The sequence below is a fragment of the Comamonas sp. B-9 genome (assembly GCF_000410635.1).
Taxonomy (GTDB): Bacteria; Pseudomonadota; Gammaproteobacteria; order Burkholderiales; family Burkholderiaceae_C; genus Comamonas.
In genome coordinates, this window is sequence record NZ_APCR01000352.1 from 1 (window position 1) to 15,079 (window position 15,079).

16 protein-coding genes, 1 pseudogene and 1 riboswitch are annotated in these 15,079 nt (G+C 64.1%); of the genes and pseudogenes, 9 read left to right on the top strand and 8 right to left on the bottom strand.

What is annotated here, in order from left to right:
* A pseudogene (locus H928_RS0103795) lies at window positions 1-546 on the bottom strand (hypothetical protein); the annotation flags it as partial.
* Window positions 547-723: 177 nt separating this feature from the next.
* On the opposite strand from H928_RS0103795, the gene H928_RS0103800 reads away from it, so the two are divergent.
* From H928_RS0103800 to H928_RS0103810, 3 genes are all read left to right on the top strand, one after another.
* On the top strand, window positions 724-1,395 hold the full coding sequence (locus H928_RS0103800; protein WP_021025323.1) for an ankyrin repeat domain-containing protein: 672 nt from the start codon (window positions 724-726) through the stop codon (window positions 1,393-1,395).
* A gap of 264 nt (window positions 1,396-1,659) precedes the next feature.
* Window positions 1,660-1,869, top strand: coding sequence for a hypothetical protein (locus tag H928_RS33020; RefSeq protein WP_084635674.1), 210 nt, complete (start codon window positions 1,660-1,662; stop codon window positions 1,867-1,869).
* A 108-nt stretch (window positions 1,870-1,977) separates the two neighbouring features.
* The gene (locus H928_RS0103810) at window positions 1,978-2,328 is read left to right on the top strand and encodes an RNA-binding protein (RefSeq protein WP_021025325.1); all 351 of its coding nucleotides are present in this window, start codon (window positions 1,978-1,980) and stop codon (window positions 2,326-2,328) included.
* 103 nt (window positions 2,329-2,431) lie between these two features.
* Here the strand turns inward: H928_RS0103810 and H928_RS26015 are convergent, their stop codons facing one another.
* Window positions 2,432-3,367 carry a LysR family transcriptional regulator gene (locus H928_RS26015; RefSeq protein ID WP_021025326.1) on the bottom strand — a complete coding sequence of 312 codons (936 nt, stop codon included), beginning with the start codon at window positions 3,365-3,367 and terminating at the stop codon, window positions 2,432-2,434.
* A 122-nt stretch (window positions 3,368-3,489) separates the two neighbouring features.
* Here H928_RS26015 and H928_RS0103820 point away from each other — a divergent pair, with 122 nt between their 5' ends.
* From H928_RS0103820 to H928_RS0103830, 3 genes are all read left to right on the top strand, one after another.
* Complete coding sequence (locus H928_RS0103820) at window positions 3,490-4,269, top strand: SDR family oxidoreductase (protein WP_021025327.1); 780 nt, start codon at window positions 3,490-3,492, stop codon at window positions 4,267-4,269.
* Window positions 4,270-4,312: 43 nt separating this feature from the next.
* The gene (locus tag H928_RS0103825) at window positions 4,313-4,582 is read left to right on the top strand and encodes a hypothetical protein (protein ID WP_021025328.1); all 270 of its coding nucleotides are present in this window, start codon (window positions 4,313-4,315) and stop codon (window positions 4,580-4,582) included.
* Between the two features lie 272 nt (window positions 4,583-4,854).
* Window positions 4,855-6,216, top strand: coding sequence for a glycerophosphodiester phosphodiesterase family protein (locus H928_RS0103830; RefSeq protein WP_021025329.1), 1,362 nt, complete (start codon window positions 4,855-4,857; stop codon window positions 6,214-6,216).
* Window positions 6,217-6,289: 73 nt separating this feature from the next.
* On the opposite strand, the gene H928_RS0103835 is transcribed toward H928_RS0103830, so the two are convergent.
* From H928_RS0103835 to H928_RS0103845, 3 genes are all read right to left on the bottom strand, one after another.
* Window positions 6,290-6,979 (bottom strand): amino acid ABC transporter permease, encoded by a 690-nt coding sequence (locus H928_RS0103835; RefSeq protein WP_021025330.1) that lies wholly within the window; start codon window positions 6,977-6,979, stop codon window positions 6,290-6,292.
* The gene (locus H928_RS0103840) at window positions 6,976-7,743 is read right to left on the bottom strand and encodes an amino acid ABC transporter permease (RefSeq protein WP_021025331.1); all 768 of its coding nucleotides are present in this window, start codon (window positions 7,741-7,743) and stop codon (window positions 6,976-6,978) included. The genes H928_RS0103835 and H928_RS0103840 overlap by 4 nt, the downstream gene beginning before the upstream one ends.
* A 67-nt stretch (window positions 7,744-7,810) precedes the next feature.
* Window positions 7,811-8,635 carry an ABC transporter substrate-binding protein gene (locus H928_RS0103845; RefSeq protein ID WP_021025332.1) on the bottom strand — a complete coding sequence of 275 codons (825 nt, stop codon included), beginning with the start codon at window positions 8,633-8,635 and terminating at the stop codon, window positions 7,811-7,813.
* 240 nt (window positions 8,636-8,875) lie between these two features.
* On the opposite strand from H928_RS0103845, the gene H928_RS0103850 reads away from it, so the two are divergent.
* The gene (locus H928_RS0103850; protein WP_021025333.1) at window positions 8,876-9,481 is read left to right on the top strand and encodes a DUF4304 domain-containing protein; all 606 of its coding nucleotides are present in this window, start codon (window positions 8,876-8,878) and stop codon (window positions 9,479-9,481) included.
* A 38-nt stretch (window positions 9,482-9,519) separates the two neighbouring features.
* Here the strand turns inward: H928_RS0103850 and H928_RS0103855 are convergent, their stop codons facing one another.
* Window positions 9,520-9,789: a helix-turn-helix transcriptional regulator gene (locus H928_RS0103855; RefSeq protein WP_021025334.1), complete on the bottom strand. Its 270-nt coding sequence runs from the start codon at window positions 9,787-9,789 to the stop codon at window positions 9,520-9,522.
* Between the two features lie 118 nt (window positions 9,790-9,907).
* Window positions 9,908-12,661 (bottom strand): methionine synthase, encoded by a 2,754-nt coding sequence (gene metH / locus H928_RS26020; RefSeq protein WP_084635673.1) that lies wholly within the window; start codon window positions 12,659-12,661, stop codon window positions 9,908-9,910.
* 35 nt (window positions 12,662-12,696) lie between these two features.
* A riboswitch (S-adenosyl-L-homocysteine riboswitch) is annotated at window positions 12,697-12,808 on the bottom strand.
* A 225-nt stretch (window positions 12,809-13,033) separates the two neighbouring features.
* Here metH and gltS point away from each other — a divergent pair.
* Window positions 13,034-14,272, top strand: coding sequence for a sodium/glutamate symporter (gltS, locus tag H928_RS0103865; protein ID WP_021025336.1), 1,239 nt, complete (start codon window positions 13,034-13,036; stop codon window positions 14,270-14,272).
* 65 nt (window positions 14,273-14,337) lie between these two features.
* Here gltS and H928_RS0103870 read toward each other — a convergent pair whose 3' ends face one another.
* On the bottom strand, window positions 14,338-14,793 hold the full coding sequence (locus H928_RS0103870) for a PACE efflux transporter (protein WP_021025337.1): 456 nt from the start codon (window positions 14,791-14,793) through the stop codon (window positions 14,338-14,340).
* Between the two features lie 68 nt (window positions 14,794-14,861).
* On the opposite strand from H928_RS0103870, the gene H928_RS0103875 reads away from it, so the two are divergent.
* On the top strand, window positions 14,862-15,079 hold a 218-nt coding region (locus H928_RS0103875; protein WP_027010525.1), incomplete at its 3' end, for a LysR family transcriptional regulator.

The following is a 15,079-nucleotide window of genomic DNA, read 5'->3' on the forward strand; positions in this document are numbered from 1 at the left end:
CGGCGCCATCAGGCCCATGGCCAGCGCCGCGGGCACAAAGGCGATCGCCGCCCAGATCCACCATTCGGGCGACATGCGGCGGGCATTCCAGGCCTCGCCCTGGCGCAGCAGCGACCAGCCGGTGCTCAGCTGCCCCAGCAGCCAGACCGCTACCAGCACCACGATGGCGCCGGCCAGGCCTGTGCCCATCTGCAGCATCTCGGCCGGGTGCAGGCGCTCGGGCAACAGGAACAGGACCATCCAGCCGCTGGCCGTGGCCAGCAAGGCTGCCAGCATCGCGTAAAACGGCAGCCACACGGGCGTGCGCAGCCGCCCATCCTCCATGCGCAACGCCGGATCGCGCAGCGCGTGCCGCCCCTCGACCAGCCAGCCGATGCGGCCCACCTGCGACAGCAGCACAAACACCAGCCCGCCTGCGGCCACTGCTATCAGCAGCGGCAGCCACAGCCATAGCAGCAGCACGCCCAGCGCCGCCATCAGCACACCGCCCAGCACCAGCAGCGCCGCATGGCCACGCTGCCGCTTTCCCTCGTTGCTCCCGCCCATTCGTCTCTGCACTCCCTTGTCTCTCATCTCCACCGGCATCTGGCATTCCTGTGCAAGAATGCCCTTTCGCACCCACTAAGCCTGCAAGACCAGCTATGGTTTTGGGAGTATATGAACTGGAGGGGATGGACGCGGCTGCCATACCCCCGCTGTAAGAACCTGTTCAAAGGAGACCCCATGCGCCCCTTGCTCAGCCTCTGCCTTGGCCTGGCCTTTCAACTGACGCAACCCCCTGCCCACGCACAGAACATGACCACGCTCGCCCTACACCAGGCAGCGGCTGCCAACAACGGCAGCCGCATCCAGCAACTGCTGCAAAACGGGGGCGCCAGCGCCCTCGATGCGCGCGATGCCCAGGGCCGCACGCCGCTGCTGGTAGCGACCCAGAGCAACCAGGTGGCAGCGGCCAAGGCCCTGATCGAGGCTGGTGCCGATGTGAACGCCAAGGACCACATCGAAGACAGCCCCTACCTGTACGCCGGCGCACGCGGCCACCAGGAGATCCTGCAGATGACGCTGGCCCACGGCGCCGACCTGCGCAGCACCAACCGCTACGGCGGCACCGCGCTGATCCCGGCGGCCGAGCGCGGCCATGTCGAGACCGTGCGCACCCTCATCAATGCCGGCGTCGATGTGAACCATGTCAACCGCCTGGGCTGGACGGCGCTGATGGAGGCCATCGTGCTGAGCGATGGCGGCCCGCGCCACCAGCAGATCCTGCAGCTCTTGATCGATGCCAAGGCCGATGTGAACCTGGCCGACAAGGAGGGCGTGACGCCGCTGGCCCATGCCCGGCAGCGCGGCTACAGCGCGATGGTGGAGATGCTGAGCGCCGCGGGTGCGCGCTGATCTGCAGCGTTGTTTTATGCAAAACGTTAATAAAAATTAGACTTTTTATAACTATTGCTTTATAGTGAATGCCGTTCAAGAGGTATTTGCCGCTGCGCAAGCCTCTGGTTCCCGCTGGTGGACCCGCAAGTCGGCATCCAGCGTTCCTGGCGACATTCGCCTGGTTGATCTGCAGAGCAGCAGTCAACCGCGTACTACACGCTCACACCGGCCCCCCAAGCCGCTGACCCCAGATTGCTACCCATTTCCAAGACTTTTATTTCCATCGGGAAGTACCTCGTTTCGCCGTCAACCCACCCGACCGCCAATGGCCGCTTCGGCGCCTCCTTCTCCGTCCAGCGCGCACCAGGCAACGGCAGTTACTGCCGGGTCTTCCGCTTCGACAAGACATTTGCCTCCGCAGAGGCGGCGCGCATCTTTGCCGTGACCCAAGGCTGGCTGCAGTCGTCCATGCCCAAGCCCCCGGTCTGCTGATCGACGGCAGGCAACCCCTCCCATCCCTTGGCGATAGGGCCTGGTTTCTCCAGTCCATCGCCCACCCCTGCGCAAGCATCGCGCAACCTCTTCCAGAAAGGCTCTGACATGAGCAGCAAAATTTATGTGGGCAACCTGCCCTACTCCGTGACCGACGCCAGCCTTGAGGAGAACTTCTCCGAATTCGGTGCCGTGACCTCGGCCAAAGTCATGATGGACCGCGACACCGGCCGCTCCAAGGGCTTCGGCTTTGTGGAAATGGCCTCGGCCGATGTGGCCCAGGCAGCGATCGACGCGCTCAATGGCCGGTCCGTGGACGGACGCCAGATCGTCGTCAACCTGGCCCGCCCCCGGGAAGAGTCCAGAGGCGCGGGTGGCTACAGCAACGCAGGCGCGCGTTCGGGCGGTCGCTCGGACGTGGGCTACGGCCAAGGTGGTTACGGCGGTGGCCGCTACTGAGCGCATCGCATCTTGAAGACCCGGCTGTCCTAGCCGGATCGATCAGGCCTCCCGGGGCCTTACAAAGCGCCTCCTGGTACCGCTGGTACAGGGAGGCGCTTTGTCATGGACGGGACGCGGAGCTCTCCGGGCCGGGCGCGATCGCTCCGGCCTGCACCAGCAGCTGCTCGATCCAGTCGATGAACACCCGCACCCGGCGCGACAGCTGCGCGCGGTGCAGGTAGAGCACATGCACCGGTAGCGCAGGCGGCGGGTAGCCCTGCAGCACCTCTACCAGCTCGCCCGATTGCAGATACGCCTGCACGTCATAGCGCGGTATCTGGATCAGGCCCAGGCCCGCCAGCGCGCAGGCGATATAGCTCTCCACATGGTTGGCGCCCACGGCCCCGGACAACACCATGCTGTGCTCGGCGCCGCCCTCCACCCACGCCCAGGCGGCAGGGCGCCCACTGGTGGGTGAGTTGTAGTGCACGCTCTGGTGCGCTGCCAGATCGGCCGGAGTCTGCGGCCTGCCCTGCCGGGCCAGGTAGGCGGGGCTGGCGCAGTTGATCAGCGCCATGCTGCCCAGCGCCTTGGCCACCAGCGAGCTGTCGGCCAGCGGGCCCACACGCAAGACGCAGTCGATGTGCTCCTGCACCAGGTCCACCGCCCGGTCGCTGGAGCCCAGATCCACCTCCAGCCCCGGGTGCTGCGCCAGCAGCGCCGGCAATGCCGGGGCGACGATCAGCCGCGCCACACGACTGGGCACATCGATGCGCAGGCGCCCGGCCACGGCATACGACTGCGGGCGAAAGCGCTGCTCCAGGTCCTGCATCTCATCGACCAGGCTGCTGGCGCTGTCCACCAGCGCCTGGCCGTCCAGCGTCAGCGCCACCTTGCGCGTGGTGCGGTGGAGCAGGCGCGCGCCCAGCCGGGCTTCCAACTGCTGCACCGCCAGCGACACCGTGGGCCGGGGCAGCGCCAGCTGGTCGGCGGCCTGGGAAAAGCTGCCGGTCGCGGCCACGCGCAAAAAGATGCGCAGCAGGTCAATGCGGTCCATGGCCCGGATCCTGCGTATTCATTGTTAATAAATTCTGGATAAACATGGAATAAATTCTATATTTATCTTTGTTTCATGACCAATTACGCTGAACAGCTCTGACCTATCCCCAGGAGCTTTTCATGTCCAAACCCCAACACAGCCTGCAGGGCAAGACCGTTTTGATCGCCGGCGGCGCCAAGAACCTGGGCGGCCTGCTGGCCACCGACTTTGTCCAGCATGGCGCCAAGGCCGTGGCTATCCACTACAACAGCGCAGCGAGCAAGGCCGATGCCGAGCAGACGCTGGCAGCGCTGCAAAAGCTGGGCGCCAAGGCGGTGATGCTGCAAGGCGACCTCACCACGGCCGCTGCCGTGGAGAAGCTGTTTGCCGACACCGTGGCCGCGCTGGGCCGCCCCGACATCGCGATCAACACCGTGGGCAAGGTGCTGAAAAAGCCGATGTCCGAGATCAGCGAGGCCGAGTTTGACGAGATGGATGCGGTCAACAACAAGGCTGCGTTCTTCTTCCTGAAAGAGGCCGGCAAGCAGGTGAATGATGGCGGCAAGATCTGCACCCTGGTCACCTCGCTGCTGGGCGCGTTCACGCCGTTTTATTCCTCCTACGCGGGCACCAAGGCGCCGGTGGAGCACTACACCCGCGCAGCGGCCAAGGAGCTGGGCGCACGCGGCATCTCGGTCACCGCCGTCGGCCCCGGCCCCATGGACACGCCCTTCTTCTACGGCCAGGAAAGCGCCGATGCGCAGGACTACCACAAGAGCGCAGCGGCGCTGTCGCCGTTCAGCCAGACGGGCCTGACCGACATCGAAGACGTGGTGCCCTTTGTGCGCCACCTGGTGAGCGATGGCTGGTGGATCACCGGCCAGACGATTCTGATCAACGGCGGCTATACGACAAAATAAGGCCGGGAGGGCGCCGCCCTCCCACCACCACAAGGAGTTGCCCATGCATATGATTTTGGTCATGCTGACCGGCTTGCTGCTGCTGGCCGTCTTTGCCCTGCTGGGCAAGCTCTGGGGCGCCGATGCGGCCAGCATCGCGCTGGCGGCCAAGTACTTCATCCCCGCCTGGCTGGGGGTTGCGCTGGTCAATATGTGGGTCGGCGTCCACAAGGCCGGCTACACCGTCGCGCAAGAGCTACCCATCCTGCTCGTCAACTTCGCCGTGCCCGCCGCGCTGGCGCTGGGCCTGGTCTGGTGGCTGGGCCGCGCCTGATCGGCGATTGGACAGAACACCACAGTTGCCGCGCTGCAGCATCGAAAACACTGGGCCAGCCCCCAGCCTTGCACTACGCTGGTGCATGGAATTGGATGCCTGCAGCGGTTGATGGGGGTGTTCTCTACAGGCGGCAGCAACAGCTGCCAAGTGCCCGCACACCTCGCCTGTTGTGAGCCGCAGACGCGTGCTTTACATTGTCACCGTGCCGTCATACCGACCCCGCAGCATCCATCCACTTGCTGATTCACCAACCCTGGGGACAACGGACGATGACAACACACCAACCCACATTTCGCCTGGCTGCGCTGGGCTCTGCCCTGTGCGGCGCACTGCTGCTGACCGCTTGTGGCGGCGGCGATGATGATCCCAGCTTCAAGACCCTGGACGGCAAGCAGCCCCAGGTGATCGCCCACCGTGGCTACTCGGGCATGTACCCCGAGCAGACCCGCATGGCTTACGAAAAGGCGGCCGATGCCGGCGCCGACATGCTGGAGCTGGACATGCACATGACGCGTGACTGCCAGCTGGTGGCCCGCCACAATGCCTGGCTGAGCGACAGCACCAACATCGCCGATGTGGCCAAGACCAATGCCGCCGTGGCAGCCCGCAAGCGCACCACGCCCGGCGTGCTGGTCGATGTGAAATACCCCGCCATTCCGGCCAACGGCCCCAGCCAGTACCTGACGGACCTGGTCGAGCCGGGCAACCAGAAGTCGGTGCTCAAGGCCTTGATCGTCGACGGCGAAGACCACAGCAATGACTGGTCGATCAGCGACTTCACGATGCAGGAGCTGCGCGACTGGATTGCCGGCACCACCTTGGACAACCGCGCCGACCGCCCCACCGAGTGGAACGGCAAGCTGCCGCTGATCAGCGCCCAGGATGTGATCGACATCGCTGCGGCCAAGGGCAAGTCGCTGGGCCGCACCATCCCCGTGTATGCGGAAACCAAGAACCCCTACTGGAACAACCAGCAGGCGATCGCCAATGGTTGCGGCAGCGGCAGCCACCCGTTTGAAGACGCCGTGATGGCGCTGCTCGAGAAGAACAAGCTCAACAGCAAGGACTCGGCCGTCTACATCCAGAGCTTTGACCCCGAGAGCCTCAAGTACCTGCGCAAGGCCGGCATGAAGGCCAAGGGCGTGCAGCTGATCGATGGCAATGACTTCGACCTCAAGGATGGCTCGATGGTCTACATCACCACCGATGAATGGACCTTCATCAGCGGCCGCCCCTACAGCTGGACCCTGGCTGGCGATGCCCGCACCTTTGCCGTGATGCAGACCCCGGCCGGCCTGGCCGAGATCAAGACCTATGCCGACGGCATCGGCCCCTGGAAGCCCCAGATCCTGGCCCACTCCGTCGTGCCCTACAAGGATGGTGCGGGCCTGAAGGACGTCAACACCTTGAAGGACACCGGCCTGATCGCCAACGCCCACAAGGCCGGCCTGATCGTGCACAGCTTCACCTTCCGCAACGAAGCGGGCCGCCTGGCCGGCATCTACAAGGGTGACCCGGTGCAAGAGTTCCTGGCCTACTACCGCCTGGGCATCGACGGCGTGTTCACCGACTTCACCCCCACCGGTGTGAAGGCCCGCGATGCCTACATCACCGAGCTGAAGAACCAGTAAGCACGGCGCAGCAGTGCTCACCCCCAAAAGGACGCCTGGCGTCCTTTTTTCATGCCCGCATCAGCGTGCCAACTCAGCGTACCAAATGCGGCTGGCTGCGCCGCGCCAGCGCCCAGGCCAGCAGGTTCAGCGCCGAGCACATCAGCCAGTAGATCGCGCCCACCAGCAGGAACACCTCGGCCGGGTGCACCATCAGCCGCGCATTGACCTGGGTGGACAAAAAAGACAGCTCGCCCACGCCGACGATATAGGCCAGCGAGCTGTCCTTGATCAGGGTCACCCACTGGTTCACAAACGAGGGCAGCATCACCGCCAGCGCCCGGGGCAGGATGAGGCTGCGCAGCACCTGCCAGCGCGTCAGGCCCAGCGCCGCGCCGGCATCCCACTGGCCCGGCGCAATCGCCTGCAGGCCAGCGGCCACGCCATGGGCCAGGTAGGCGCCGCTGACCAGCGACAGCGCACAGACTACCGAGAAGCTGCCCGGCACATCCACGTTGAACAGCACCGGCAGCAAAAAATAAATCCAGAAGATCAGCAGCAGCACCGGAATGGCGCGCAAAAAACCCAGCAGCACCCGCAGGCACTGCAAGGCCCGGCCCCGCCCCATCACCAGCGCAATGCCCAGCGCCAGCCCCAGCACGGCAGAAAGCAGGCCGGAGACCGCGCTCAGGATCAGGCTCAGCAAGGCGCCGCCCGGCGGCCCTTCGGGAAAGGTGCCGACCAGCAAGTAGAGCCAGTCATCACCCAGTGCAGCAAAGTTCATGTGCGCCTCACCTCCACCCGGCCCCAGCGGCGGCGCTGGGCCAGCTGCTGGCTGAGCAGCTCCAGCACCACGATCAGCACGATATAGAGCAAGGTGCTGATGCCATAGACCTGGAAGGACTGGAAGGTCTCGGCCTCCACCTGGCGCGCCCGGTACGACAGCTCGGCCAGGCCAATGGCCATGCCCAGCGAGGTGTTCTTGACGATGTTCATGTACTGGCCCATCAACGGCGAGATGACCCGCGCCAGCGCCTGGGGCAGCACGATATGGCGCAGCAGCTGCCAGCCGCCCATGCCCAGCGAACGCGCCGCCTGGCTCTGGCTGGCGGGCACGCTGTTGATGCCGGCGCGCACCTCTTCGCCCACATAGGCCGTCGCATAGAACACCATGCCTATGCAGGCCGAGACAAACTCCAGCGAAGGCCAGCCCAGGCTGAACGGCCCCAGCGCCAGGCTGTGCGCCTGGTTGAGCCAGGCCATCCAGGCTGGTGGCAGCAGGCTGGGCACGCCAAAGTACCAAAAGAACAGCTGCACCAGGAGCGGCGTATTGCGAAACACCGACAGGTAGACCAGCGCCAGCCATCGCAGCGGTGCCCAGGCTGCGCTGCGCGCCACCGCAAAGGCTATGCCCAGCACGGTGGACGCCGCAATCACCAGCAGCGAGGCTAGCACCGTGGTGCACCAACCTTCCAGCAGCCAGCGCCAGTACTTGCCCGCCAGCAGGTGCGGCCACAACGGCTCCAGCCAGGACATCAAAAATTGCATAAACACCGACCCCAAAAGGCACAGCCCCGCGCCTTCTCAGACGCGGGGTTGCGCCCTACCTGTGCTGTTATGGCTTGTCGCCGATCTTGAAGTTGCGCACCAGCGGCGTGGCGCTCTGCGGCCCGAACCAGGTGTCGTAGATCTTGCCGGCCTGGCCGCTGGCCTCCAGCTCCTTCAGCGCAGTGTTGACGAAGTCGGTCAGCGCCGCCTCCCCCTTGGGAATGCCCACACCGATGTAGTCGCTCGAGATCGTGAACGCCGGCACCTCCCACTTGTCGCGCTCCTTCTTGTCCTTGATGGTGGCCAGCAGGCCGACCAGCTTGGGGCCGTCTTGCGAGATGGCCTGCACATTGCCATTGCGCAGCGCAGTGAACGCAAACGGCGTGTCGTCATAGGCCACCAAGGTCGCCTGCGGGTGCTTCTCGCGCAGCACGATCTCATTGGTCGTGCCCTTGTCCACACCGATGCGCAGCTGGTTCAGCTGCTCGGGCGAGGTCAGCGTGCCCTTGGCCGCGATGAACTGCGTGCCCGAGGCAAAGTAAGGCACGCTGAAGCCCACCTGCTTGGCACGCTCGTCGGTGATCGTGAAATTGGCCAGCACCAGGTCGACCTTGTTCGACAGCAGCAGCGGCACGCGGTTGGCCGGGTTGGTCGGCACCAGCTGCAGCTTCACGCCCAAGCGCTGCGCAAAGGCCTGTGCATAGTCCACATCCAGGCCCACGATCTTGCGCGTCTTGGGATCGACAAAACCAAACGGTGGATTGGCATCAAAGGCCGCCACACGCAGCACCCCTGCCTGCTTGATATCCTGCAGGCGATCGGCCCACACCGCCCCCGATGCCAGCGCTGCCACCGCTGCGGTCGCCACCATCGCCCATGCCTTGTTTTTCATAGCTATGCTTTCTGAGATCCCACGCCAGGGCACCATGCCCGGGCCAGCGAAACGTTGATTGGAGGCCCAGTGTAGGAACGCAGACCGTCGTTGGACAACGACGATTTCATTCAATCGATATGTAGATTTCGCATGTACGATTCGACGACAAAGCACATCCCCCAAAAGGCTTTATAAGCAGGGGAGCGCAGCACACCCGATGTCTGCACCTGCCGCCCCACCCCCCAAGAGCCACCCGCCATGGACCGCAAAACCACCACCAGCGCACTGCGCGCGCAGTTCTTCCCGCAGCTTGTGGCCGAAGGCTTTGTCCGCCAGGGCGATATCGCCCGGCGGGTGCTGGACGGTGGGGTGGTGCATGTCGTCGAGGTCCAGCACCGCCCGCGCAGTGCCGTGTTCCAGGTCAACCTGGGCGCCCATCTGTTGGCGCTGGGCGATGTGGCCGGTGGCACCCTGCCCGCGCCGCAGGCGATGCGCGACTACGACTGCGCCTGGCGCGGATCGGTCATCGCTGGCTTTCGCAACGCTGCAGACGCGGAGTTTGCCTATGGCGCCAGCGCACAGGATGCGGCCGAATCGGTGGCCTTTCTGGTGTCGGAATGGCAGCGGCAGTCGCAGGCCTTTTTTGCCCCCTCCAGCGACTACCCTGCATCGTTTCTAGATGCCGCCCGGCTGGCGGCGCAGGACACGGACATGCACCCCGCCCACCTGCTCACCTGGGCCCGGGTCGCCGTCGTGTTGGGTGAGGCTGCACTGGCTCAGTCAATCGCCCAAGCAGCGCTGCCCCGGGTGCCGGAGCGTGCTACTTCGCTGCGTGCGAATCTGGAGGCGGTTTTGGCGGGTTGAGGGTTGGAATAGACGCCGAGCAGTTCCTCAACCGCGCTTTACCAATCATCCAGTGACCGGAGTTCAAAGCCCGCATAGTCGCGCGGTTCCGGGTGTGACCGCAGTACCAGGTCGACGCCCAGAACGCTCAGGAGTTTCATCAAGCGTTCAGCGCTGACCGCCTTGGGATTGCGTTCCATCGCAGAGACCGTCTGCTGGGTCACCCCCATGCGCATGGCCACATCTGCCTGGGTGAGCTTCGCCGCCTTGCGAAAAGCGCTCAGAAATATCGGTAGTTGCCGGCTGGTGTGGACGATGAATTCATCCATGCGTACTCCCCATTCACAGTAACTCAGGAGCAGCTATTGTGAGGCCACAACCCATAGGCTGTATTCCGAAAATACAAGTCTTAGTTTGTATTTCCGTTTTACAGCCTATGGCTTGTATTTACGCCAAATTCGGCGCCAGCGCCCGGCGCAGCACTTCGATGTCCATGCCTCGGCGCTGGGCCATATCGGCCAGTTGGTCTTCGCCGATTTCTCCGACATTGAAGTAGACGGCTTCGGGGTAGCCCAGGTAGAAGCCGCTGACGCTGGAGGCGGGGAACATCGCCAGGCTCTCGGTGAGGTGCATGCCGATGTCGGCGGCATCCAGCGCCTTGAACAGGTCGATCTTGGCGGTGTGGTCCGGGCAGGCGGGGTAGCCGGGGGCAGGGCGCACGCCCTGGTATTTTTCCTTGATGAGTTCCTCGTTGCTCAGCTGCTCATCGGCGGCATAGCCCCATAGGTCTTGGCGCACGCGCAGGTGCAGGCATTCGGCAAAGGCTTCGGCCAGGCGGTCGGCCAGGGCCTTGAACATGATGCCGCTGTAGTCGTCCAGCGCGGCTTCAAATTCCTTGTCCTTTTTCTCGGCACCGATACCGGCCGTGACCGCAAACAGGCCGGCGTAATCGCCCATGCCCGATTCCTTGGGGGCGACAAAGTCGGCCAGGCAGCGGCTGGGGCGCATCACGTTGTCCACCGCCTGCTTCTCGGTTTGCTGGCGCATGCCGTACCAGGTCAGCAGCTCGGTGCTGCGCGACTCGTCGGTGTAGAACACGATGTCGTCGCCCACGCGGTTGGCGGGGAACAGGCCCATCACACCATTGGCCTGCAGCCAGCGGCCTTCGATGATCTTCTTGAGCATGGCCTGGGCATCGGCCAGCACCTTGCGCGCCTCCACACCGACGACCTCATCGTCCAGGATGGCCGGGTACGGGCCGGCCAGGTCCCAGGTCTGGAAGAACGGGCCCCAGTCGATGTACTGGGCGATCTCGGCCAGGTCAAAGTTCTTGAACACGCGGCGGCCCAGCACGCGGGGCGTGACGGGCGGGTGCGCGGCAAAGTCCACCGGGGTGGCATTGGCGCGGGCCTGGGCCAGGGTCCACAGCGGCGTCTTCTTCTTGTTGGCGTGCTGGGTGCGCACCTTGTCGTAGTCGGCCTCCACCTCCTGCAGGTAGCGGTCCTTGTTCTCGCCCAGCAGGCTCTGGGCCACGCTCACGCTGCGCGAGGCATCGGGCACGTAAAGCACCGGGCCTTCGTACTTGGGAGCGATCTTCACGGCCGTGTGCACGCGCGAGCAGGTGGCGCCGCCAATCAGCAGCGGGATCTTCTTGACGCGGAAATAGTCGTCCTTGTGCATCTCGCCGGCCACATACTGCATCTCTTCGAGGCTGGGCGTGATCAGACCCGACAGGCCAATGATGTCCGCGCCTTCTGCCTTGGCCCGCGCCAGGATCTCGTGGCAGGGCACCATCACGCCCATGTTGATGACCTCGAAGTTATTGCACTGCAGCACCACGGTGACGATGTTCTTGCCGATGTCATGCACATCGCCCTTGACGGTGGCGATGACGATCTTGCCCTTGCTCGAGACATCCATGCCCGCCGCTTCCTGCTGGCGCTTTTCCTCTTCGATATAGGGCACCAGGTGGGCCACGGCCTGCTTCATCACGCGGGCCGACTTGACCACCTGGGGCAGGAACATCTTGCCGGCGCCAAACAGGTCGCCGACGATGTTCATGCCGTCCATCAGCGGGCCTTCGATCACATGCAGCGGGCGCCCGCCGCCTTGCACCACGATGGCCTGGTAGGCCTCTTCGGTGTCTTCGGTGATGAAGTCGGTGATGCCATGCACCAGCGCATGCGACAGGCGCTCGTTCACCGTCTTGGGGCTGTCGGGCGTGCCGCGCCATTCCAGCTTCTTGCTGTCGTCCTTGGCACCGCTCTTGGCGCTGTCGGCCACTTCGACCAGGCGCTCGCCGGCGTCGGGGCGGCGGTTGAGCACCACATCTTCGACGCGCTCGCGCAGCACCGGCTCGAGGTCGTCATAGACGCCGACCATGCCGGCGTTGACGATGCCCATGTCCATGCCCGCCTGGATCGCGTGGTACAGGAACACGGTGTGGATCGCTTCGCGCACCGGGTCGTTGCCGCGGAACGAGAACGACACGTTGGACACGCCGCCGCTCACCTTGGCGCCGGGCAGGTTCTGCTTGATCCAGCGCGTCGCCTCGATGAAGTCCACGCCGTAGTTGTTGTGCTCTTCGATGCCGGTGGCCACGGCAAAGATGTTGGGGTCGAAGATGATGTCCTCGGGCGGGAAACCGACCTCGTCGACCAGGATGCGGTAGGCGCGCTCGCAGATCTCGATCTTGCGCTCGTAGGTATCGGCCTGGCCTTTTTCGTCAAAGGCCATGACCACGGCAGCGGCGCCATAGCGCTTGACCAGGCGCGCGTGTTTCTTGAATTCGTCCACGCCCTCCTTCATCGAGATGGAGTTGACGATGCCCTTGCCCTGGATGCAGCGCAGGCCCGCCTCGATCACCTCCCATTTGGAGCTGTCGACCATGATGGGCACGCGGGCGATATCGGGCTCGGAGGCGATCAGGTTCAGAAAACGCACCATCGCGGCCTTGCTGTCGAGCATGGCCTCGTCCATGTTGACATCGATCACCTGGGCGCCGTTTTCCACCTGCTGGCGCGCAACGGCCAGCGCCTCTTCGTACTGCTCATTCAGGATCAGGCGCGCAAAGGCCTTGGAGCCCGTCACATTGGTGCGTTCGCCCACGTTGACAAACAGGCTGTCCTCGCCAACAAACACGGGCTCCAGGCCCGACAGGCGCATGGGAGGAACGGAAACGGGGGCAGCAGACGCGGACATGGGGCTCACCTGTGAAAACCAGAAAACAGAGACAGAACAGGTGAGCGCCGTTGATGCGGGCGATGCCGTGCATGCCCGTCGACCTGCCCCAAGCCTGACAGGCCTGCGATGGGGTACCACCGGCCTGCTGCAGCGCTCCTTGGGACAAGGCCCTGCATTTTAAGCCAGGCCGGGCGCTGGAGCACAGGCAGGGGGACTTGTCCATAGCCGCAAACACCACTCACCGTTGTTGGTTATAGCCCTATTCAATCAGACGATGCTTCGGCATTCACCCATATTGCAGCGCTTTGCCTGCAAAAAACACCAACCCATAGTCAACACCGGCTTTCTGTTTTCGAACAGGCCCAGGCCTGCTCTTTGAGGAGAATTCCCTTGCATCTGAGTTTCAGTGCTTACTACACCCTGATCTTTGCCGTCCTCGTGCTCTTGCTGGGCAAGTGGCTGACGCGGCATATCCGCTTTCTGCGCGACTTCAATATCCCCGAGCCCGTCTCCGGCGGCTTGGTGGTGGCTGCCCTTATCTTTGCGCTGCACCAGGCCACCGGCCTGACCCTGGCCTTTGCCACCGCTATGCAGACCAGCTTCATGCTGGTGTTCTTCTCGTCGATCGGGCTGAGCGCCAACTTTGCCAAGCTGCGTGAGGGCGGCATGGGCCTGGTGGTGTTTCTGGGCGTGATCGTCGCGTTTATCTTTGTGCAAAACGGTGTCGGCGTGGGCCTGGCCACCCTGCTGGGGCTGGACCCGCTCATTGGCCTGGTCGCGGGCTCGATCACCTTGCTGGGCGGCCACGGTACCGCTGGCGCCTGGGGCTCGGTGCTGGAGAACCAATACGGCCTGAGCGGCGCCACCGCGCTGGGCATTGCCTGCGCCACCTTTGGCCTGGTCATCGGCGGCCTGCTGGGCGGCCCCCTGGCCAAGCGCCTGATTACCCGCCACCAGCTGGCCCAGCCACGCACACTAACTGAGAAAGAAGTAAGCGAACACACCGAAAACAACGACAGCAGCCAGGTCGCCAATTTCGAGACGCCCAATACCGCCCCGCGCCTGATCACTGCCGAGGCCGCCATCGAGACCCTGGCGCTGTTTGCCGGCTGCCTGGCCTTTGCTGAGTTCATGACCAGCGCCACCCAGGGCACGATACTGCAGCTGCCCACCTTTGTCTGGGCGCTGGGCGGCGGCGTGGTGATCCGCAATGTGCTGGACTACGGCTTTGGCTTCAAGGTGTTTGACCGCGCCATCGATGTGTTTGGCAACGCCGGCCTGTCGATCTACCTGGCCATCGCGCTGCTGTCACTCAAGCTCTGGGAGCTGGCCGATCTGGCCGGGCCGCTGATGCTCATCCTGGCCGTGCAGACGGTGGCGCTGGCGCTGTTTGCCGTTTTCATCACCTTCCGCACCATGGGCCGCAACTACGATGCCGCCGTGCTGGCCGCCGGCCACTGCGGCTTTGGCATGGGCGCCACGCCCACGGCTGTGGCCAATATGCAGGCCATCACCAGCCAGTACGGGCCCTCGCACAAGGCCTTCCTGATCGTGCCGCTGGTGGGCGCGTTCTTTATCGACATCATCAATGCCTTTGTGCTGCAGCTGATGATTGCCTGGCTGCGCTAAAGCACAGCCATTAACAGCAACGGGGCGCCAGTGGTAACACGGCGCCCCGTTGCGTTTTCAGACCCTTACTGTGCCGATTGCGGCAGGCCAAACAGGCGGTCAAACGACCAGTTGAAGACAAAGGTGTAGACCAGGAAGAACAGCAGCAGGCCGATGTCCATCACCAGCGCATCCCAGAGGCTGACCTCGAACCACCAGGCAAACAGGGGGACGAGCATGAAGACGAGACCCCCTTCCATGCCCAGCGCATGCGCAATGCGGCGGCCCAGGCCACGACCGCGCGTGGGCTGGGTGGCCTCCCAGCGCTCGAACAAATGGTTCCAGACGACATTCCACAGAATCGCGATGGCCGACGAGGCAGCGGCCACGACGCCGGAGTGCGCCGCGCCCTGGCCCGAGAGGGCCGACAGGCCTGCCGTGGCGGCCACGATGGCGATGGCCTCGTACAAGGCCACATAGACCACGCGCCGCATCGGCCCCTGCAGAGACCAAGGGCTGTTGTGTATTTTTTGAACTGACATAGGGCGCTATCTTATGTGTCATGAACTGATAACATAAGTCAGAATCTTTCAGAAAAATTGATATATCAATGCGCAGTGCCTTCGCCCCCTTTGACTCGGACACCATCCAGACCCTGCTGGCCGTGCTTGACCATGGCAGCTTCTCGGCCGCAGCCCGGGCGCTGGGCAAGGTGCCCTCGGCCGTCAGCATGCAGATCGCCCAGCTCGAAGCCGAGCTGCAGATGCCGCTGTTTGCGCGCGAAGGGCGCGAGCCCCGGCCACTGCCCGCCGCATTGGCGCTGGAGCC

Bases quoted from the DNA above. Each gene is read 5' to 3' on its own strand.
- H928_RS0103800 (WP_021025323.1), top strand. From the start codon at position 724: ATGCGCCCCTTGCTCAGCCTCTGCCTTGGCCTGGCCTTTCAACTGACG.
- H928_RS0103810 (WP_021025325.1), top strand. From the start codon at position 1,978: ATGAGCAGCAAAATTTATGTGGGCAACCTGCCCTACTCCGTGACCGAC.
- H928_RS26015 (WP_021025326.1), bottom strand. From the start codon at position 3,367: ATGGACCGCATTGACCTGCTGCGCATCTTTTTGCGCGTGGCCGCGACC.
- H928_RS0103820 (WP_021025327.1), top strand. From the start codon at position 3,490: ATGTCCAAACCCCAACACAGCCTGCAGGGCAAGACCGTTTTGATCGCC.
- H928_RS0103825 (WP_021025328.1), top strand. From the start codon at position 4,313: ATGCATATGATTTTGGTCATGCTGACCGGCTTGCTGCTGCTGGCCGTC.
- H928_RS0103830 (WP_021025329.1), top strand. From the start codon at position 4,855: ATGACAACACACCAACCCACATTTCGCCTGGCTGCGCTGGGCTCTGCC.
- H928_RS0103835 (WP_021025330.1), bottom strand. From the start codon at position 6,979: ATGAACTTTGCTGCACTGGGTGATGACTGGCTCTACTTGCTGGTCGGC.
- H928_RS0103840 (WP_021025331.1), bottom strand. From the start codon at position 7,743: ATGCAATTTTTGATGTCCTGGCTGGAGCCGTTGTGGCCGCACCTGCTG.
- H928_RS0103845 (WP_021025332.1), bottom strand. From the start codon at position 8,635: ATGAAAAACAAGGCATGGGCGATGGTGGCGACCGCAGCGGTGGCAGCG.
- H928_RS0103850 (WP_021025333.1), top strand. From the start codon at position 8,876: ATGGACCGCAAAACCACCACCAGCGCACTGCGCGCGCAGTTCTTCCCG.
- H928_RS0103855 (WP_021025334.1), bottom strand. From the start codon at position 9,789: ATGGATGAATTCATCGTCCACACCAGCCGGCAACTACCGATATTTCTG.
- metH (WP_084635673.1), bottom strand. From the start codon at position 12,661: ATGTCCGCGTCTGCTGCCCCCGTTTCCGTTCCTCCCATGCGCCTGTCG.
- H928_RS0103870 (WP_021025337.1), bottom strand. From the start codon at position 14,793: ATGTCAGTTCAAAAAATACACAACAGCCCTTGGTCTCTGCAGGGGCCG.